The organism is Sinorhizobium alkalisoli (assembly GCF_008932245.1).
In the GTDB taxonomy this organism is placed as follows: domain Bacteria; phylum Pseudomonadota; class Alphaproteobacteria; order Rhizobiales; family Rhizobiaceae; genus Sinorhizobium; species Sinorhizobium alkalisoli.
In genome coordinates this window covers 1937146-1955905 of sequence record NZ_CP034909.1, presented here as the reverse complement: position 1 = coordinate 1955905, position 18760 = coordinate 1937146, and the positions used below count along the sequence as shown (strand labels likewise).

Annotated in this window: 21 protein-coding genes and 1 riboswitch; of the genes, 13 read left to right on the top strand and 8 right to left on the bottom strand. The window is 61.2% G+C overall.

The window, feature by feature from the left end; all coding sequences use genetic code 11:
• The first annotated feature begins 138 nt into the window (after nt 1–138).
• The 4 genes from EKH55_RS09570 (at nt 139) to EKH55_RS09560 (ending at nt 3141) form a co-directional block, all read left to right on the top strand.
• A complete protein-coding gene (locus EKH55_RS09570) occupies nt 139–1329 on the top strand; it encodes a tail fiber domain-containing protein (RefSeq protein WP_246231722.1) in 1191 nt (396 codons plus the stop codon).
• A gap of 155 nt (nt 1330–1484) precedes the next feature.
• A complete protein-coding gene (locus EKH55_RS30265) occupies nt 1485–2237 on the top strand; it encodes a hypothetical protein (protein ID WP_246231720.1) in 753 nt (250 codons plus the stop codon).
• A gap of 10 nt (nt 2238–2247) precedes the next feature.
• The gene (locus EKH55_RS30260; protein ID WP_246231718.1) at nt 2248–2649 is read left to right on the top strand and encodes a hypothetical protein; all 402 of its coding nucleotides are present in this window, start codon (nt 2248–2250) and stop codon (nt 2647–2649) included.
• Nucleotides 2650–3141 carry a hypothetical protein gene (locus EKH55_RS09560; RefSeq protein ID WP_151611407.1) on the top strand — a complete coding sequence of 164 codons (492 nt, stop codon included), beginning with the start codon at nt 2650–2652 and terminating at the stop codon, nt 3139–3141.
• Between the two features lie 68 nt (nt 3142–3209).
• On the opposite strand, the gene EKH55_RS09555 is transcribed toward EKH55_RS09560, so the two are convergent.
• Entirely contained in the window at nt 3210–5183 is a 1974-nt protein-coding gene (locus tag EKH55_RS09555; RefSeq protein ID WP_151611406.1) for an acyltransferase family protein, read from the bottom strand.
• Between the two features lie 432 nt (nt 5184–5615).
• On the opposite strand from EKH55_RS09555, the gene EKH55_RS09550 reads away from it, so the two are divergent.
• A complete protein-coding gene (locus tag EKH55_RS09550) occupies nt 5616–6305 on the top strand; it encodes a glycosyltransferase family protein (RefSeq protein ID WP_151611405.1) in 690 nt (229 codons plus the stop codon).
• An 85-nt stretch (nt 6306–6390) separates the two neighbouring features.
• Here the strand turns inward: EKH55_RS09550 and EKH55_RS09545 are convergent, their stop codons facing one another.
• A complete protein-coding gene (locus EKH55_RS09545) occupies nt 6391–7158 on the bottom strand; it encodes a membrane-anchored protein (RefSeq protein WP_151611404.1) in 768 nt (255 codons plus the stop codon).
• Between the two features lie 43 nt (nt 7159–7201).
• Nucleotides 7202–7903 (bottom strand): class I SAM-dependent methyltransferase, encoded by a 702-nt coding sequence (locus tag EKH55_RS09540; protein ID WP_151611403.1) that lies wholly within the window; start codon nt 7901–7903, stop codon nt 7202–7204.
• A gap of 80 nt (nt 7904–7983) precedes the next feature.
• Between EKH55_RS09540 and EKH55_RS09535 the strand changes: the two genes are divergently transcribed.
• The 4 genes from EKH55_RS09535 to EKH55_RS09520 are packed head-to-tail and all read left to right on the top strand — an operon-like array spanning nt 7984 to nt 9551.
• Nucleotides 7984–8793 carry a lysozyme family protein gene (locus tag EKH55_RS09535; RefSeq protein WP_151611402.1) on the top strand — a complete coding sequence of 270 codons (810 nt, stop codon included), beginning with the start codon at nt 7984–7986 and terminating at the stop codon, nt 8791–8793.
• Nucleotides 8790–9035, top strand: a complete 246-nt coding sequence (locus EKH55_RS09530) for a hypothetical protein (protein WP_192803706.1) — start codon at nt 8790–8792, stop codon at nt 9033–9035. The genes EKH55_RS09535 and EKH55_RS09530 overlap by 4 nt, the downstream gene beginning before the upstream one ends.
• Complete coding sequence (locus tag EKH55_RS29720; RefSeq protein WP_246231716.1) at nt 8968–9216, top strand: hypothetical protein; 249 nt, start codon at nt 8968–8970, stop codon at nt 9214–9216. Before EKH55_RS09530 ends, EKH55_RS29720 begins: the two co-directional genes overlap by 68 nt.
• Nucleotides 9213–9551, top strand: coding sequence for a DUF1515 family protein (locus EKH55_RS09520; RefSeq protein ID WP_151611400.1), 339 nt, complete (start codon nt 9213–9215; stop codon nt 9549–9551). Before EKH55_RS29720 ends, EKH55_RS09520 begins: the two co-directional genes overlap by 4 nt.
• An 11-nt stretch (nt 9552–9562) precedes the next feature.
• Here the strand turns inward: EKH55_RS09520 and EKH55_RS09515 are convergent, their stop codons facing one another.
• Complete coding sequence (locus tag EKH55_RS09515; RefSeq protein ID WP_106407830.1) at nt 9563–9859, bottom strand: hypothetical protein; 297 nt, start codon at nt 9857–9859, stop codon at nt 9563–9565.
• A 33-nt stretch (nt 9860–9892) separates the two neighbouring features.
• Nucleotides 9893–10177: a hypothetical protein gene (locus EKH55_RS09510; protein WP_151611399.1), complete on the bottom strand. Its 285-nt coding sequence runs from the start codon at nt 10175–10177 to the stop codon at nt 9893–9895.
• A 327-nt stretch (nt 10178–10504) separates the two neighbouring features.
• Here EKH55_RS09510 and EKH55_RS09505 point away from each other — a divergent pair, with 327 nt between their 5' ends.
• The 4 genes from EKH55_RS09505 to EKH55_RS09495 all read left to right on the top strand — a co-directional run bounded on the left by EKH55_RS09505 (nt 10505) and on the right by EKH55_RS09495 (nt 16712).
• Nucleotides 10505–12280, top strand: coding sequence for an SLC13 family permease (locus EKH55_RS09505; RefSeq protein ID WP_069458224.1), 1776 nt, complete (start codon nt 10505–10507; stop codon nt 12278–12280).
• Nucleotides 12281–12378: 98 nt separating this feature from the next.
• Nucleotides 12379–12591, top strand: a riboswitch (cobalamin riboswitch).
• A 122-nt stretch (nt 12592–12713) separates the two neighbouring features.
• Nucleotides 12714–13112 carry a DUF1636 family protein gene (locus tag EKH55_RS29370; protein WP_192803705.1) on the top strand — a complete coding sequence of 133 codons (399 nt, stop codon included), beginning with the start codon at nt 12714–12716 and terminating at the stop codon, nt 13110–13112.
• Between the two features lie 84 nt (nt 13113–13196).
• On the top strand, nt 13197–13757 hold the full coding sequence (locus EKH55_RS29365) for a DUF924 family protein (protein ID WP_069458226.1): 561 nt from the start codon (nt 13197–13199) through the stop codon (nt 13755–13757).
• Nucleotides 13758–14108: 351 nt separating this feature from the next.
• Nucleotides 14109–16712: a mechanosensitive ion channel domain-containing protein gene (locus EKH55_RS09495; protein ID WP_427915830.1), complete on the top strand. Its 2604-nt coding sequence runs from the start codon at nt 14109–14111 to the stop codon at nt 16710–16712.
• A 5-nt stretch (nt 16713–16717) separates the two neighbouring features.
• On the opposite strand, the gene EKH55_RS09490 is transcribed toward EKH55_RS09495, so the two are convergent.
• The 3 genes from EKH55_RS09490 to EKH55_RS09480 all read right to left on the bottom strand — a co-directional run bounded on the left by EKH55_RS09490 (nt 16718) and on the right by EKH55_RS09480 (nt 18743).
• Nucleotides 16718–17353 carry a TerC family protein gene (locus EKH55_RS09490; protein WP_069458227.1) on the bottom strand — a complete coding sequence of 212 codons (636 nt, stop codon included), beginning with the start codon at nt 17351–17353 and terminating at the stop codon, nt 16718–16720.
• A 214-nt stretch (nt 17354–17567) separates the two neighbouring features.
• Nucleotides 17568–17987 (bottom strand): CBS domain-containing protein, encoded by a 420-nt coding sequence (locus EKH55_RS09485; protein WP_069458228.1) that lies wholly within the window; start codon nt 17985–17987, stop codon nt 17568–17570.
• 96 nt (nt 17988–18083) lie between these two features.
• Nucleotides 18084–18743 carry a dihydrofolate reductase family protein gene (locus EKH55_RS09480; protein WP_151611398.1) on the bottom strand — a complete coding sequence of 220 codons (660 nt, stop codon included), beginning with the start codon at nt 18741–18743 and terminating at the stop codon, nt 18084–18086.
• Between the last annotated feature and the right edge of the window lie 17 nt (nt 18744–18760).

The window sequence follows — 18760 nt, the reverse complement described above, 5'->3', positions numbered from 1 at the left end:
GTCGTGGTCGTGCTTCTGTGTGGAAGCTCGATGTTGAATCTTCATGCTGTTGAAAAGAATTCGCCAGGGCGCAATCCGCGATAGAGTGGTCGTAGCCGGTGGCCTTTTTCGTGATAACCGGAACAGGGGGACTGGGCGGTGGTTTTCGGCGGGCTCCTCGGAAACGGATTCCTGCTGATCGGCGGTTTGGTGCTGATCGGCGCGGGTCTCCTCGTGCTCTCCCTCCTGGTCAACTTCCAGGTCGCGGAAAGCGTGCGCGCTGACCTGCGCCACCGGGAGAAATTGCTTGAGTACCATCGGAATATCTTCTCCGGCGCGCCGGCGGCGGGCGACCCTTCGAAGCTCGCGCTGCCGCAATACCAGCAGTTTTCCGGCGGGCCGAAGCTTGCGAGTTCTGTCGGCGATGCCGGCAGGGTGACGCGCAGCTACGATACGGATCTGGACACGCGCAGATATGAGGAGGCGCTGATGGCCCGCCTCAATCCTGAGCTCGCGCGCGACCGGGCTGCCCTCGAGACGCGGCTCGCGAACCCGGGGCTGCAGCCGGGATCGCAGGCCTATGATCGCGCGATCGACGAGGCCAACCGGACGGCGAACGATGCCCGCGTTGCGGCCGTGCTGAATGCCGGGCAGGAGCAGTCGCGGCTCGCGGGCCTGGCGCGAGACAAGGCGGGCTTCGAAAATGCGGCACAGGCGCAGGCCTATGGCCAGGCGCTGCAGAATGCCGATTTCAGCAACAATGCCCTGCAGCAGATGCACCAGAACGGCCAATCGGCGACGGCGGCCAACAACGCGCTCAAGGACCAGGGCTTCAACGCGCAACAGGCGCTGATCGATGCCCGAAACGCGGCGCGCTCGAACTATCTGAACGAGCAATATGCGATGCGCAACCAGCCGATCAACGAGATCTCGGCGCTCATATCCGGCGCGCAGGTGACGAACCCGAGCTTCGTGCCGACGCAGGGGCAATCGATCCAGCCGGTGGATTATGCAGGGCTGGTGCAGCAGAACTATCAGAACCAGGTGGCGGCCTATAATGCGCGGCAGCAGGCGGGGAGCAGCTTGCTCGGAAACGTCCTTGGCATGTTCGGGAAAATTCCGCTTTCCGACCGGCGCGCCAAGAAGAATATCGAGAAGGTGGGCAGGCTCAAGGGGCACAATCTCTACGAATACCGCTACCGGGGCGAATCCGCCGGCGAGACGAAACATATCGGCGTGATGGCGCAGGAGGTGGAGAAGACCCGCCCCGATGCGGTCGTCCGCGGGCCCGACGGCATGCGGCGGGTGGATTATGGGCGGCTCTTCGCGGCGGGGAAGATGCCAAAGTAGGCTGACCCTTCCTAAGCGTTCCCGGAGATGCTCCCGGTTTAGAGCGCGTTTCGATCTGTCTGGATCAGATCGGCGCTCTTTCTTTTCGACGCATGATCTTGTCGATCCTCTTTTCACTCCGGTCGGATCATGCGCTAGTTTTGATGGAGGCACCATTGCCAAGAACAGGCGGAGTCTATTCACCCCCGGCCGGCACCAAGGGAGTGCCGAACACGACGATCCAGAGCGTGCCCTATAACGCGCTGGTCGACGACCTGACGGCCGATGCCAATGCCGCACGGCCGATCACCGCGGGCGGAACCGGTGCCACATCGGCAAGCGCCGCCCGAACGGCGCTCGGCGCCCAGACGGCCCATGCCGCGCTGACTTCGATTTCCGGGCTTACCACCGCGGCCGACAGGATGATCTACACGACCGCGGCGGATGCCTATGCGACGACGGCGTTGACGCCTTTCGCGCGGACGCTGCTCGACGATGCGAACGCCGCGGCCGCGCTGACGACGCTCGGTGTTTCGGCCTTCATGCAGACGCTTCTCAACGACGCGGATGCAGCCGCGGCGCGCGCGACGCTCGGCGCCAACGATGCGTCCAACCTGACGGCCGGCACTGTCCCCGACGCTCGGATTTCTGGTGCCTATTCCGGCATCACCACGCTTTCCACCTCGGGCAAGATCGCGACCAGCGGAAACGAGATCGAGATATCCGGCGCAAATCCCAGGCTCAAATTCACCGACACGACATCCGGTGCCTATGACTTCTGGGCCTATGTCGATTCCCAGAATTTCCACGTCCTCGTCGACAGGACGGGGGAACGGAGCCTGGGATACCCCGCACCCGCTGCAACTGGAGGGCGACACGAACATAGGCTATCTGTTCGGAAGCCAAATTCTGACGGCTGGAAACTATGACGCTCTTGGGGTGACGCCGGAAGCGCGGACGATCACCGCCGGCAACGGCCTGACCGGCGGCGGTGACCTTGCCGCCAACCGGACGCTGACGCTGGGGACGCCCGGCAGCATCACCAACTCGACGACAAATTCCGTTACGTCCACGAGCCATACGCATGCGTTGGGGTTTACGGCGGCGGAGGTTTATACGGGCACGGGTGCGAATGACACGAGCTTTCCCTTGGGGCATATCATCTTCTGTTATACGAACAATGCGTCGCGAAATGCCTCTGTCACGCCTGCTCTGCGTTCAAGCCTCAGTTATCAGTACCTCCATTCCGCCCATGTGGATGCGGGGGCTATATTGTCGGGAACGTGGCGGTCCCGCGGGGTGAACAACGATGGCTGGACCGTCTTGCAGAGGGTTGCGTGAATGACGATCAACTCATTCACTCCTGCACTCAATTCCGTGTCTTCAATCAAAGCTACAAGCGAGCGCGGCGTATTTATCGTCCATTGCAACATCACGGATGTGCACGGTAGCACCTACGACACTGACTATTGCAGCCGCCCAGACGACATGTTTGGCCTAAACCCGACGTTGCGGCGATGGCTCGCGGAAAATTCATCCTTCCCGGTGCAGCCTCACTTACCGCCAACCATTGAGGTATTCCGCGCGTCTTTGCCGCCGCTTTCCGCGCGCCAGTTCCGCCTCGGCCTTATTAATGCTGGCATCTCGCCAAATCAGGTCACGGCTGCGATAAACCTCATGCCGCCTGGCCCAGATAGGGATAAGGCGCAGATTGAGTGGGAATACGCGCCAATCTTCAACCGCTCGCACAATCTCATTGGCACGATTGGCTCCCTGCTCGATCTCGGAGATGTCGAGATAGACGTAGCGTGGATGATAGCGCTCGACCTGTGATGCCGATGCAAAGCGCCTTGGACTAGGTGCGATATGATCCGCGTTCCCGCCCCGCTCCCCCACCGTCGTCAATTGGGCGCGAAGACTGTCTCCCGCGATAACGTTTGGCTTAATACCGAATAGAAAAGGGGCGCGAGACTTTCAGCGCCCTTCGCCGATAAGTGGTCTTGGTCCGCGTACAAAACCACGCCATCCCGGATTGCGTGGCATCGCTGGGCGTCACAGATTGCACCGAGCGGATCGATGACAAGCGCTCCCACGGATTTGGCCGTTTGCTGTAGGACGCGCCGCGCCAGAGCCTGACGCTTGTTTGTATACGCAAGGGAGGGCGCTATGTCGAGCGAGCCTCCCGTTATCGAGGCTCGTGCCAAGGCCTCGGGGACGTCGTAGCCCATTTCCGGCACGTCCATGACCAGAATTGCTCGCGTGCCCTGATGGGTAAGTTTGGCCAAGGTCGTCTCTAGGCTCGCGCGAACCGGCGCGGACCAATCTGCAGTGGACGGTTCGACATGAGGATCGAAGTAGATGCCCTGTCCCGGAAGCTCTGCTCGGTGAACATACTTCGGCCAATAGGCCGCCATGAATACGAACGCGAACTGCCTCTGCTCGATGAGGGACATGACGGCAGAGGTGTGGTCAACACAACGCTTTACGGCGGCAGAAGGGCCGAAATCTGCGTTGGGGAGAGGTGGGCACGATGCGCGCCCGACGAACAGACCCGAAACACCTGTTCTGCGTGCCGCAGCGTCAATAGCCGGCGCAATGGCGGCGGCATGGGAATCTCCCCAGACCAGGAACTGTGGTTCGCCTGAACTGGCTCCAACTCTGCAAAGATCACCCTTTCGTATTTGATCCGGTGTTAGGCCGCTACCGTTTGTATCCGCAAAGCACCGCTTCGAGTAAAATTGGCTCCGATCATGTGTAGCTTGATAGAGTCTCCATGCATCTTTAGGCAGCCTCTGGGGAAGGCCATCGAACTTGTTGACGACGAAAGCGAAAGCAATTGCGGTCAAGATCGCGCAACCGCTGAAGGCGAACACGGCTATGTGAGAATCCGCAATCTTTCCGTATCGCGCTGGTTGTTCAACAAACCTCCACGATAGGTAAGCCACGGTAAAAGATGCTACGAGAACAGCCAATATCCAGCCGCCTGTGAGGCTGTGGCCAACAGCGTGGCGAGAGAATACGATGATCGGCCAGTGCCACAGATACAGAGAATAAGAAATTCGGCCGATGAAGACCGAAGCAGGGTTGCTCAAGAATCCTGCTATCAATCCTCCTTCGCAGCGGGAGTAAATCACGAGGGCGGTGCCCAGGCAGGGCACGGCAGCATAGGCTCCGGGAAAAGGCAGTTCGGGTGAATAGAGGCATACGGGCACAAGCACGCAAGCCAGGCCGACCACCGTCAGCGTTCGGGACGTGAATGTTGCAAATTTTGCTGGAGGCGCAGCCGCCACTAGAGCTCCGATTAGTAGTTCCCAAATACGGAAATGAAGGAGATAGAATGCTTTTGCTGGAGCGTGTAAAACAGCCCAGAGACCGACGCCAAAGGATAGAAGTATCGCGGAAATTAGTATCAGAGGTATCCACCTACGCGCATGTTTATAGCTCAAGAGGAGAGTGACGGGGAAGATGATATAAAACTGCTCTTCGACTGATAGAGACCAGGTGTGAAGCAAAGGCTTCATATCAGAAGCTAGATCAAAGTATCCGCTTTCACGGCGGAAAAGAATATTTGAGATAAATAGGGCGGATGCACCCACGCTTTTGGCGAAATACAAAAATTCTTGCGGCATAAACAAGAACCAAGCCGCGACGCTGGAGACCGCTATCATTGCTGCTAAGGCTGGCAAAATACGTCTTATCCGGCGAACATAGAACTGCTTCACGCTGAAGCAGCCTCGATCGAGGTCGCTTAGAATGATGCGAGCCATAAAATAGCCGGAAAGGACGAAGAAGACATCTACGCCGATGAAGCCGCCCGGAGTTCCTGGCAAGCCCGCGTGAAAAAGAAGCACAGGCAAGATTGCAACGGCTCTCATTCCGTCCAAATCTGGCCGGTAGCTTGTCTTCCGTAGTGCAGCCCCCAACGCGCTCTCCGTCCTACTTTGGCCACGCAATAAGTGCTCCGACCCTCCACGCCCTGGGCAGGGGAGGGTTAGTCGAGCCGCGAAATCAGCGATGGCTAGAATACAATTCTTACAAGTTCTGACGGACCACTAAGCGAAGCCTAGGGGATTTGCCAGTCTGAGGCCTGTGAATGGCCACAAGAATTTAATTGAGGTGACCGCGTGCTTTCCGGGGCTGATAGCGGCGTCTACTGCTTAGGCTTCACTGCGCTGCCATTTTTGGCTAAACCAGCCCTTGGCTCCAGAAGGCTGTTGCCGCGCGTGCTCGGTTCATGCCTGCTTGGTCGCTGCGTCGGGTAAGAGCTTGTCTACGACGATTTATCGAAAACAAGAATTGGGATAATCATGACGGATAGCGCTAAGATTTATATCGGCTTCGACAGCAAGGAAGTCGTTGCTTATCATGTGCTTTGCCAAAGTATTCTGGAAAATAGTTCAATTCCAGTTTCGTTTACGCCGGTTGCTTTGAACAACGTCGAGGGAGTATTTACGCGGGAGCGAAACCCACTACAGTCGACAGAATTCTCCTTTTCACGTTTTCTGGTCCCGTATCTGAGTAACTACGAGGGTTGGTCGCTTTTTGTCGACTGCGACATGCTCATGCGCACGGATATAGCCAAGCTCTGGGCGCTAAGAGATGATCGCTACGCGGCAATGTGCGTGAAGCACGATTATGTTCCCAAAGTTGAAACTAAGTTCCTGGGGCAGGTCCAAACAAAATACGAAAAAAAGAACTGGTCCAGTGTGATTCTTTTCAATAACGCCAAGTGCCGAAGATTGGACGTTAATTACGTCAACACCGCTACCGGACTGGAGTTACATCAATTCAAATGGCTAGAGTCCGAGGATCTCATCGGTGAATTGCCTGCCCGCTGGAATTGGCTCGTCAATGAGTACGAGTATTCGGCAGATGCCAGCCTTGTGCATTTTACCGATGGAGGCCCGTACTTCGAGGAATACAAGAGTGACGATTACGCTGAGGAGTGGTTCGCAGCGCGCGATCGCGTTCTCCACGTGACACAGCGCTCCCGTTGATTTTCAACTCCACAGAGCGAGGTCGTTGCGCGATTGCTTCGGCCTCGGTCTACGTATGGAGATGCCTTTGTGCCTGCTGGTCGGCTCACTGTCGACGACCATCTGACGGAACATGACACGCGAGAGGTTTAATTGCCCCCGCCCATAGTGGAATGCCCAAGTCTGCTGAAACCGTCGGGTCCGCGGTGAAAATCGGGCGGCCCTCGCTAACCAACTTGGCGATAATCTCTTTATCCATCTGGACATGCTGCCGCGCCAACCCGGCACTGTTGTAGGAATGTCCAGTGGAGTTCGGGTTGATTCCGGTAATGATCACCGCGGGTGCACCGTTGTGGAGGGCGAAAAGCACTGCATTCATGCCGTTTGAGCATTTTGAGTCGGAATCAAGCTCGGCGGAACGCAGGCCCGCGATACGGTCTAGAAGCGCCATCCGTTCGTAACGATCGACGATATGCAGGCTGTCGTACTTGTAATCGAACGCGCATAAACCCTTCTCCAACCGTTCGCGGTCGTTCTTTTCCCACGGAAGCACATAGAGTATTCCCGTGCGTCGCCCCTTCAGCACACCTCTCACTGCCACGGCGTTTGGCGTCGTTCCGTATATCTGGTTGTACATCAGGAACGTGATGTCGGGGACTTCAGTGCCCCACGACTCGATTACGGACTGTGAGCCATTCACAGTGATGGTCAGGAAATCCGAGCCCCATCCGATCGGCTTATGGGAAACGGGAGCCGACCCAACGACAACAACGGGACCAACGAAGGGAAATGGGGCGATCGGCGGAGACGGGCGCGTCACCCTGTACCTTAAACCCCGGTAAACACGCTTGCGCAAATCGGATAACCACACCATAGGAGATCTCGCTACTCGATCGGTTAGAGGTACGAGGCGCCTGTCACTGTTGAACAACAGCGTTGATCGGCTCTATGACAAAGATCCTAATAGGCCCGCCTCCCTTTTCGTGTCCCGGCTTGAGCATCGTTGTTACGGCGTAGTTTCCTTCGCCGAATCCGAGCACGACGTATGGTAGCAACTTCGGTTCGACGCCAAACGGGTCCAACTGCTTCACGGTGGCTGGGGTTTGTCCGATCGTGTGTTCAATGAAAAGCTTCCCGCCGGGCGCCAGCTGCCCTACCCAGGTAGTGAACGCCTTCTTCGGATCATGAGCGTGGTCATGGGAGTTCGTGTAAACGAAATCGAACTGACCAGTCCAATCTGGGTTCTCGTTGTGGAAATCCCATTGGGTAAGACCGAATTGAGCCGCCGTTTCCGAAATGTCGGTGCCCATCACTTCGATGCCCAAGCGATCCGCAAACCACCGAACTTCGGTGCCGTTTCTCGACCCGTGACAAAGGCCTCTTTTGGCGCGGGGAATATTCTCGCGAATATATTGGCAGATGACATCGATTGTAGCTTCGTCCGCCCAAACCTGATCGATTTTGCGTTTGTTGCCTTCGGTTTGAATGGCAACATACTGTTCATAGCTGGAGTAGTTCATGAGGCGATAGTCGGCATGGCTGTCCTCGCCCCCACTCTGTGAGACAGAGTATCCCCGCTTGCGCAGGTATTTGCGAGCTGCCTTCTCAATGAACTTCATGTCGTCCGCCTCTCCGTGCTTACAGCAAGCGAAGCTCGCTTAAAGCAACCCATATCCAAATTCAACCAACAAGGTGAACCATGGACAAAACCGTGCCTCCCGGCGCGGCGATCCTGCTCGACTTTATCCGTGAAGCGGAAGTCGGGCGGGGGGACCGCGCGTCTTATGATGTGATCTACGGCAACAATCAAGACAAGCTGCCGCGGCCGATAACGTCGATGACGCTCGACGAGGTGGAGGCGGCGCAGCCGGGGTGGACGAGGCGGTTCGGGTCGAGCGCGGCCGGCGGCTACCAGTTCATGAGGAACACGCTGGATGCGCCCCGAACGCTGAGGGATATAGAAGGCGAAATGGGGCTCAGCGGCAGCGAGCGGTTCACGCCGGAGCTGCAGGACCGCATGGCCTATCACCTCTTGAAGCGCCGGGGTTACAAGGACTTCGCGGCCGGGCGGATGACGCCGGCCGAATTCGGCCGGCGCCTCGCGCAGGAATGGGCGTCGCTGCCCGTGCTGGCGGAGACGAGGGGGGCGAAGGGGAAGGTCAGGCGAGGGCAGTCCTATTATGCCGGCGACGGGCTCAACAAAGCGCTGGTGCGGCCGGAACGGGTGGAGGCGATGCTGCAGCGGGTGCGCGCGGCGGCGCGGCGGGCAGAAGCGGCGGGGGAGGACGCGGCGGCGGGCCCGGTGCGGCCGAAGCCGATCGGCCGGTCCGGCCGGTTCTGGACCTGGCTTTTGACCGCCGGCGGCTCGATCGTCACGGCGCTGAAGGAGCTCAACCTGGTGGCGCTCGACTGGCGGGTGCAACTCGCGATCCTAACCGTCATCGTCGGCTTCGCGGCTTACGCGATCACCTCCATGCCGGCGGTGCGCCAGGCGCTGGGGATGAAATGATGCCGGGTGGGGTGAAGATCGCCGCCGGCGCGCTGCTCATCGCCGCCGTCGCCTGGGCGGTGCTCCAGATCCGCGAGGAGGGGGCCCGGTCGGTCACGCAAACAATCGAAAGGCAGAACAATGAAGCGGCTTTGCAATCGGCTGCTCGCCGCAGCGACTTTGACCGCTGCATCGATGGCGGCGGCCTGTGGAACTTCGGGGCCGGCGAGTGTCGCCGGGCTCCGCCCGGTGGTCGGGACTGACCTCATCGGCGCGCGCGGCGCCACGGCGGCGGACCAGCGGAAGATCGACCGGACCGTCGTCGGCCTCTGCGCCGCGGCGGTATGGGGGAAGGCGGAATGCGCAAGCCATGGGGAAGGGCGGGGTCGGGAGGAAAGGCGAGGGCGGCAGGAAAGGCGGGGTCAGGGGGAGGGGCGGGAATGATCGACGGGCATGTGCACCAGCAGCTCGGCACGCTCCTTGCCGAGGTGAAGAACCTGCGCGAGGATTTTCGCCGCGCGGAGGACCGAAGCGATGCCGCGCGCGCCTCGATGAGCCGCCGGATGGAGGAACTGGCGGGGCGGGTGGGGACGCTCGAGAGCGCCGTCGCCACGGCGCGGGACGACATCCGCGAGATGAAGCCGGTGACCGAGGATGTGCGCAAATGGAAGCTGATGGGGCTCGGCGCGCTCGGCGTCATCGGCATTGGCGGCGCTTCGCTCGGCGTGACCTTTGCCGATGCGGTGAAGCGCGGACTGGCGCTGATGCGGATGGGCTGAGGGCCTCCCCCTCAATCATCGAAGGGGAAGAAGTCGCGGTAGCGACGGTCCACCAGGCGCAGCGAGCGATCCGGTTCGATGACGTAGGTCTCGTAGACCCGCCGGCCGAAACGATCGTTGAACTGATGGGGGACGATGCTGCCGACGGGCGCCTTTTTCAGCTTCGTGCGCGGCTGGCCGCCATAGGTGATGCTGCCGGGAATGGGTTCGAGGCCGTAGGGGTGGTAGCCGCTGTAGCCGCCGGCATAGCTCACCGTGCAGGCGCCCGAAAGCAGTGCCGCGACGAGCAACGGGATCGCATTTTTCAGGGCCCTGGGCATTGTTCCGCCCTCCTTTGCAATTCAATGGTCGAAGACATCGTAGTCTATGCGGCGGCTCGTCAGGCGCAGCGAGCGATCCGGCTCGATGATGTAGGTCTCGTAGACGCGATATCCATATCGGTCGAAGAAGTGGTGCGGGACGATGCTGCCGACGGGCGCCTTGGTCAGTTTCGTGCGCGGCTGGCCGCCATAGGTGATGCTGCCGGGGATCGGCTCGAGGCCGGGCCCGTAGCCGACCGTCCGTGTCGTGGGTGTGCAGGCAGCGAGCGCAAGCGTCGCGTAGAGAACGGCAAGGACGATCTTCATGCCGGCGTTCCTGATGGCATCCGGTCGAGGCGAAATTCAAAGGCGAAGAACCATTGCCGGTTCTTCAACTGCTCGTACATCTTATCCTTTCTTCGAACGCGATCCAAGAAAAGGCAGGGGTACGGCGCAGTTTCCTGGTGAGGACCGGGCGCCCGGCGGGGAGTTCCGCGATATTTCAGTTGCATCGGATGGATGCTTCAGAGGATGTAGGGGGAGACTCGCCAGGCGGTGGGCGGCCGTCCAAGCGATGCGCCGTCCAAGACCGGCCGGGTGGTCTGTCGAAAAATGGGCCCGTGTCCGACCAGTCGTTGCTTCAGGTACTCGCTTATGACCGCCGACCAGCTTCTCTCGTTTATCGTCATCGGCACAATGATGGTCTTCTTCGTGTGGGGGCGATTTCGCTACGACGTCATCGCCTGCTCGGCGCTGATGCTTTCGGTGGCAGTCGGCATCGTGCCTTTCAACGGTGCCTTTGCCGGCTTCAGCGATGATATCGTCATCATCGTCGCGAGCGCCCTGATCGTCAGCGCCGGCGTTGCCCGCTCGGGCATCGTGGATGCGGCGATCCAGCGTTTCCTGCCGGAGCTGCAGTCGGTCAGGGCGCAGCTTGCACTGCTCGTGGTCACCGTCACCGTGCTCTCGGCATTCATCAAGAATATCGGCGCGCTGGCGATCATGATCCCGGTCGCCTTTCAGTTTGCCCGGCGCTCGAAGGTGCAGCCCTCGGTCTTCCTGATGCCGATGGCCTTCGGCTCGTTGATGGGCGGGTTGATGACGCAGGTCGGCACGTCGCCGAACGTCGTCGTCTCGCGGATGCGCGCGGAACTGACCGGCGAGAGTTTCTCGATGTTCGATTTCACGCCGGTCGGCGCTTCGCTTGCCCTTGTCGGCTGCGTTTTCCTGCTCTTTGCCTATCGCCTGGTGCCGGAGCGAAAGAGCCAGGAGGTCTCGGTAAATCAGGCGATCGAGATCACCGACTATACGGCGGAAGCCGTGGCCGCGCCCGGTTCGCCGGCGATCGGCAAGCCCGTGAGCAATCTCGTCAGGATCGGCGACGGCGGCGCCGTCGTCATCGCCATCTTCCGGCGCGGCACGCATCTGGCGCCGCTACCCGATGTGGTGATCGAGACGGACGACATACTGCTGCTCGAAGGCGGACCGGCGGCGCTTGACCGCATCGTCTCCCAGGCGAAGCTGAAGATCGCCGGCGACCGGCTGCCGATGCCGGGCGACAAGACGCGTGCGGAGATCGAGGCGATCGAAGCGGTGATCGGCAGCAATTCGCCGCTCATCGGCATGTCCGCCGAGCGGCTGGCGCTCTTCAACAATCACAATGTCAATCTGCTTGCGGTGAGCCGGCAGGGCGAGAGGCTGAAACAGCGTCTCGGCAGCATCCGGCTGCAGGCCGGCGATATCGTGGTGCTGCAGGGGGCGCGAAGCGAGCTGCCGGTCTTCCTGCAGGACTTCGGCTGCCTGCCGCTGGCGCAGCGCGAGATTCTGCTCGGCACGATCCGGCGCGGAACCCTGCCGCTGCTGCTGCTGGCGGCGGCGATGGCGACGACCGCGGTCGGCCTGGTGCCGGTGCCGGTCGCCTTCTTCGCTGCGGCCCTTGCCATGGTGATCTTCCGCGTCATCCCGCTGCGGGACGTCTACCGGGCCGTCGACGGCCCGATCCTGGTGATGCTGGCGGCGCTCATCCCCGTCAGCGACTCGCTGCGCACGACGGGCGGCTCGGACCTGATCGCCGGCTGGCTCGGCGGCATAGCCACCAACCTGCCGCCGGCCGGGGCGCTGGCGCTCATCCTGATTGCGGCGATGGCGGTGACGCCGTTTCTCAACAACGCCGCGACCGTGCTCGTCATGGCCCCGATCGCCGTGAGCTTCGCCGCCACGCTCGGCTACAGGCCGGACGCCTTTCTGATGGCGGTGGCGATCGGCGCCGGTTCGGATTTCCTCACCCCGATCGGGCACCAGTGCAATACGCTGGTGATGGGCCCGGGCGGCTACCGGTTCGGCGACTATCCGCGGCTCGGACTGCCGCTGTCGATCGTCATCATCCTTGCCACGGTGCCCTTGCTGATGTGGTTCTGGCCGCTGCAATAGCGAGCCGGTCTTCCGCCGTGATCGCGAAGGAGCAGCGAAGAAGGGCGGACGGCACTGTCGATCATTATCCCGACCCCATTGCATCGAGCCGAGACTCGTGCAACCAAGGGCGTGATGGTGCTGCTGCCGAAACTCGGCAGCGGCTGAAAAGGGAACGCGGTGAGGATGCCCGAAAGGGGCCGATGCCGTGGCTGCCCCCGCAACTGTGAGCGGAAAGCGCATCCACAACATGTCACTGGCCGGGAGGCCGGGAAGACGTGGATGCGCCGCGACCCGCGAGCCAGGAGACCTGCCATCGAACCGATCAACCACAACGGACGGGGTGTTCCGATGGAAAAGAAGCGGCTTCTGTCCGGCGTCAATCGTCGGTTTCGAGTTTCGCCATTCTCTGCGGCCCCCTTGCAAAGCTGGCAGGGGCCGGCGGAGAACAGCCATGGCGAATTCGCATCAATCAGCGCACAAGATAACGCTTTCGACCGAGTGCCACTTAACAGGCGGGCCGTGCCTACCGGGTGCCCGGTTGCTTGCCATGCTCAACGGCAGCATTTCGGCGCTCGGCAAGCCGCTCGCCGATGATTTCGCGATTGCCGGGACGGTGTGCATGGCCGCCTGCACCCGTCCCTGCACCATTGCCTTCCAGGCATCGGGCAGGGCGACGTATCTCTTCGGCGATGTCGCGGCCGAAGAGAATATCGACGATCTCGTCGGCTTCGCCGTCGCCTATGCGAATGGCGGCGTGGACGGCGGGCCGAGCGCCGCCGGCGGCGGCAATCTCGCCCGCGTTCCGGCGGCGCTGATCGTCTCCGAGGCGCTTGCCGGGCATTTCCAGTGATGGAGGCCGCCGAGGGCCGGCTGGAAATCGTGGAGTCGATCGCCTATCTGACCACTCGCGACCGTCAGAAGGAGAGGGGCCGGAATGACTGACCAAAGCACCAACTGCACACCGGAGGACGTGCTGCGTTTCTGGTTCGGGGAGCTTTCCTACGAGCACTGGTTCACGCCGAGCGCCGAACTCGATCGCGAGTGCGTGCAGCGCTTCCGGGATGCGCATCTGGCGCTTTCAAGGCATGTCGACGATGTCTGGAGGGCGAGCCCGCGCAATTGGCTCGCCGCGATCATTCTTTTCGATCAGCTCCCGCGCAATATGTATCGCGGATCGCCGCTGGCGTTTGCGACCGACGGACTCGCCCTGCGCGAAGCACAGCTTGCCATCGGCGCCAGCGCCGACAAGGCGGTGTCGCCGGAATGGCGCGCCTTCTTCTACATGCCGTTCGAGCATTCCGAGAACCTCGCCGATCAGACGATGTCGGTGAAGCTCTTTACCGAGCTCGGCGAGCCCAACTATCTCGATTATGCGATCCGCCATCGCGAGGTCATCGAGCAGTTCGGCCGCTTTCCCCATCGCAACGGCATCGTCGGGCGCCGGTCGACGCCGGCGGAGGAGGCCTATCTGGCTAAGCCTGGCGCGGGGTTCTGACGGTGCTCCGCTTCAGGGCATAGGAGCGAAGTGACGGTCCTCGCAAAGCGCAATGCGCCGATTCAAAGAATGCGGCGACCTACTGCATGTCTCCTTTAATCGACCTCGATTTAAGGACAAAGACATGCAGCAATTCAAAGTGTTACAGCGACCTTTGCGCGTCTAAAAAGACGCGCGGCGCTTTATGTGCGTCTGAATGCGTCCGAAAAAGACGCGCGGGCGGTCATTGACGGGCAAGTCGCAAAAGATGCCGTTTTGCATCTTTTCGCCTTGTTGCGTATGCAGATCGGACATGATGGCGCTCGCTTTGGCGAGCCCATCGGCGATAGACGGATTGCGAAGGATCTTGAATTGCGTTCGGCAGCACAATTGACCGCCCTCTTGTTTGCTTTGGTTGTGCTGGCGCTCGCCGGCGGCGCGCCGGCGACGGCCCAGGACGCGGCTCGGCCCGTGGAGCAAAGCGAGCCCGCTCAACAATCGCCCGCCCCGGCAGCCGAGCCTGCCCGGTCGGGACAACCGGCGCCACGGGGTGAAGCGGGCGCCGGAGCTGCCGCATCGCCGGTGCTGCAGCAGGCGGAAGCGCAACTGACCAAAGCCGAGCGCGATCTCAAGCAACTGGGGGAGCGCGTTGCCAATGCAAAAGACGATGACACGCGCCTTGCCGAATTGAAGGTACAGGCCGACGCTCTTGCCAAGGAGATCGTTTCGGCCGCCGCGGCCACCCGGCCACGACTGGACGACATCAAGGCGCGCCTGGAAGAGCTTGGCGAGCCGCCGGGCAAGGACCAGCCGCCGGAGGCGGCAATCGTGACGGAGGAGCGACAACGACTGCTTGCCGAACGGGCGGCGATCAATGCGATCGCGGCCCGTGCGGAGAGTCTTGCCGGCGAGGCGCGACGGCTTGCCGGCACGATAACCGCGACACGTCGGGCACTGTTCTCCACTACGCTGCTGAGGCATACGAACGTTTCGGCGGAGATGCTGAGCGAGGCGTTTACAGCGACGGCGGCCGAAGCCACCGCATTGTGGCGCAGCGTCAGCAGTTGGTTGACCTTTGCCTGGAACTACAAGCGCCTGCCCTTCCTCAGCGCGATATTCCTGTCGCTCTGTGCGGCGCTGATTTTCCTCGCCGGGGGATATCGGCTCTTCGCTCCCTTTCTCCAGCGTCACGACGAGGAGCCCACCTATTTCCGGCAATTGTCGCGGGCATTCTGGTCGACGATGATTCCCACCATGGCGCTGACGGCCTTCGCCGCCTCGAGCTATTTCTTCCTCGACAGCTTCAACGTGCTCAGGCCTGATATCGCGCCGATCGTTGCCGTGACGCTCGGCATGGGCGTCGTGCTGTTCTTCGTGACGAGCCTTGCCAGTTCCGTCCTGTCGCCAACGCACTCGGCATGGCGGCTCGTGCGGGTCTCGGACCGTGGTGCCAAGGTGCTGATGGTGCCGATCTTCGCGATGGCGCTCGTCAACGGCCTCGACTATCTGCTCGGGAGCATCAGTGAGGCGCTTGGTTCGCCCGTGATATTGACGGTTGCAAAGAGCTTCGTCGCGTCGATCATCATCGGGCTCATCCTGATGTCGATGGCCTGGATTCGGCCGGTCCTGCGGCGCGACGACCCTCTCCACGCGCCGGGTCGCCCGTGGCCGCGCATCATATCCGCATCGCTTCTGGCAATGGGCGCGGCGCTGGTCGCCATCGCGCTTGCCGGCTATGTCGGCATGGCGCGCTTCATCGCCACCCAGATCATCATCACCGGCGCCATCCTGGTCATGATGTATATCGGGTTTCTCACCGGAAAGTCGGTTGCCAAGCAAGGCGCTTTTGCGGAGACGATCGTCGGCCGCTATCTCGAGCGGCGGTTCAACCTCGAATCGGTGGCGCTCGATCAGATCGGCCTTGCCGCGGGGCTCGGCATCTATGCGCTGGTCGTATTGTTCTTCATCCCGCTCATCTTGCTCCAATGGGGCTTCCAGATCGCCGATATCGAATCCTGGGCCTATCGGCTCCTGACCGAGATCCGGATCGGCACGATCACCATCTCGCTGGTCGGCATTCTTGCCGGGCTCCTGTTCTTTGTGTTCGGCTACGCCGCGACGCGCTGGATACAGGGCTGGATCGACAGGAACGTGATGGCGCGGAGCCGCGTCGATGCCGGCGTGCGCAACTCGATACGGACGGGCATCGGCTATGTCGGCGTCGGTGCTGCGGCCCTCATTGCGGTTTCGGCAGCGGGTTTCGACCTCTCCAGCCTCGCGCTGGTCGCCGGCGCGCTCTCGCTCGGCGTCGGCTTCGGTCTGCAGAACGTCGTTTCCAACTTCGTCTCGGGCCTGATCCTGCTGGTCGAAAGGCCCTTCAAGGTGGGCGACTGGATCGTCAGCGGCACCACGGAAGGTTTCGTGCGGCGCATTTCCGTCCGCGCAACGGAGATCGAGACCTTCCAGCAGCAATCGATCATCGTGCCGAATTCGGAACTGATCAATGCGTCCGTCGGCAACTGGACGCATCGCAACCGCGTCGGGCGGGCGGAGGTGGCGGTGGGGGTGAGCTACGACAGCGATCCCCGCCGCGTCATGCAGATTCTGCTCGAGATCGCCGGACAGCATCCGATGGTCCTGAAGAATCCGGAGCCGTCGGTCGCCTTCTTGAACTTCGGCGATTTCTCATTGGATTTCGAATTGCGGGTGCACCTGGCCGATCTCTTGAACGGCGTGGGCGTGCGCAACGACTTGCGCGTGGCGATCTTCGAGCGCTTCCGAGAAGAGGGCATCGAGATTCCCTTTCCCCAGCGCAATCTCAATATCCATGTCGAAGGTGACGACGATCACAAGGCGGCCCTGGAAAAGGCCCTGGAAGACGAAGGCTTCTCCAAGACGCGTGCGAAGCGCGTTGCAGCGAAGCTGCCGTCCGACGAAGAGGACATGCCCGCGGCAGCGCGCCCGACCAAGCGCTAACTCGATCAACCGGCGACCAGCGCCTGGGCGGCCGGCATCAGATGCGGCCAGACCTCGAGCGAACCCCGGTAGATCATGTCGAGTGCCACATAGAGGATGATCACCAGGCCGACATAGGCAATCCAGTGATGGCGGCTGAGCAATCTCGCTATGATGTTCGCAGCAACGCCCATCATGCCAATCGAAAGCATCAGGCCGAAGACGAGGATCGTCGTGTGCTCTCGCGCGGCACCAGCCACGGCGAGGACGTTGTCGAGCGACATGGAGATATCGGCAACCACGATCTGGGTCGCTGCCTGGACGAAGGTCTTGCGTGGCGCGGTTGCGCTATCCAGGCCTTGCACATCGCCGTGGCCGCCGGAGCGGATCTCCCGCCACATCTTCCAGCAGACCCAAAGCAGAAGCAGGCCGCCGGCGAGGAGGAGCCCGATGATTGCGAGAAGCTGAACCGTAAATGTCGCAAGGACGATCCGGAGGGCCGTGGCGGCCAGTATGCCGACCAATATCGCTTTCTTGCGTTGATCAGACGGAAGGCCCGCGGCCGCAAGTCCGATCACCACCGCATTGTCGCCCGCAAGCACAAGGTCGATGACGATGACCTGCAGCAGCGCCAGCAAACCGGCGGACGTGAAGATTTCCATGGCGTGCCCCTCTCCGCGCGCGAAATATCCGCGCGGCTAGAGGCATAGACCGCGACGATCCACTCGATCAAGGGGTTCTGCCGGTCGCCCGCAGTATTCTTGCCGCCGGGAAACCGCAGCGGGAAAGACATCCCGTGCGGCGCAGCTCGGGCGCGCCTACGACGCCGCGTGTTCCCAAAACGCGCGGCGTCGGAGCCAACTGAGGTGAAGGCGTTCAGGCGTGATGGCCGCTGACCGCCTTCGCCAGTTCGCCGGTGAGTTCCTGACTGGCGCAATGGGAAACATCGCCCAGCGACAGCATGCCGACCATGCGTTTGTCGTCATTGATGACCGGAAGACGTCGAATCTTTTTCGACTCCATCAGGTGAATGGCGTCTTCGACGGATTCGTTGGTGCGGCAATAGACGATCTCCCTCGTCATGACGTCGCGGGCGGTGAGCGAAGAGATGTCATCGCCATTGGCAAAGGCGCGCAACGTAACGTCGCGATCCGTCACCATGCCGATCAGGCGGTCGTTTTCGCCCACGGGCAATGCGCCGATATCCTCCTCCTTCATGATGCGCGCGATGGTACGCAAGTCCGTGTCCGGCCCGATCCAACGAACGCCGGGATGCATGGCTTCTTCGGTTCTCATCATACCCTCCATTTGTCAGCTGAGCGCCCATTATACGCGATAAATCGTGGCTATTCGCGGGTATTCGCATGATCGCAAAGGAAATCTGTCGGCCGCTCAGGTCAGCTTCCGCCGCCGCTCCAGTTCCGCCTCCGTCGGCTGATCGAACTCGAAGGAGCCGGTTACGACCTCGCCGGCGCGGACGTATTTGTTGACCGTTACGCCCGACCCGGAAACACGGGAGCCGACAAGCTTCAACGCCATGGGCTTCGTGCCCTCGCCGAAAAGCCTCTTTCCGCTTCCGAGGATGACCGGAAAGAACGAGACATACATCTCGTCGACGAGGTCGTTCTCAAAGAGCGTCTGCAGGAAATCGGTCGAACCCTGCGTCAGCAGGTTCGGTCCATCCTCGCTTTTGAGCGCTTTCAGTGCGCCGACCACGTCCGCTCCCAACGTCCGGCTGTTCTGCCAGTCGAACTGCCGGTCGGGGTCGCGCGTTGCGACATATTTGGTGATGCGATCGAAGAGAGTGCCGATCGGGTCGTCGGCGCCTGCATAGGGCCAGTGGGCTGCGAATATGTCGTAGGTCTTCCTGCCCAGGAGAAGATCGAAGGGCTCGGCGAACATCTCGTCCACTGCCTGGCCCATCGCCTCGTCGAAAGAGGGGGCGGCCCAGCCGCCATATTCGAAGCCGCCGACGGGATCCTCATGCGGACCACCCGGCGCCTGCATGATTCCGTCGAGGCTGGTGAATGCACCAACGACGATCTTGCGCATGGTCGTATCTCCTTGCT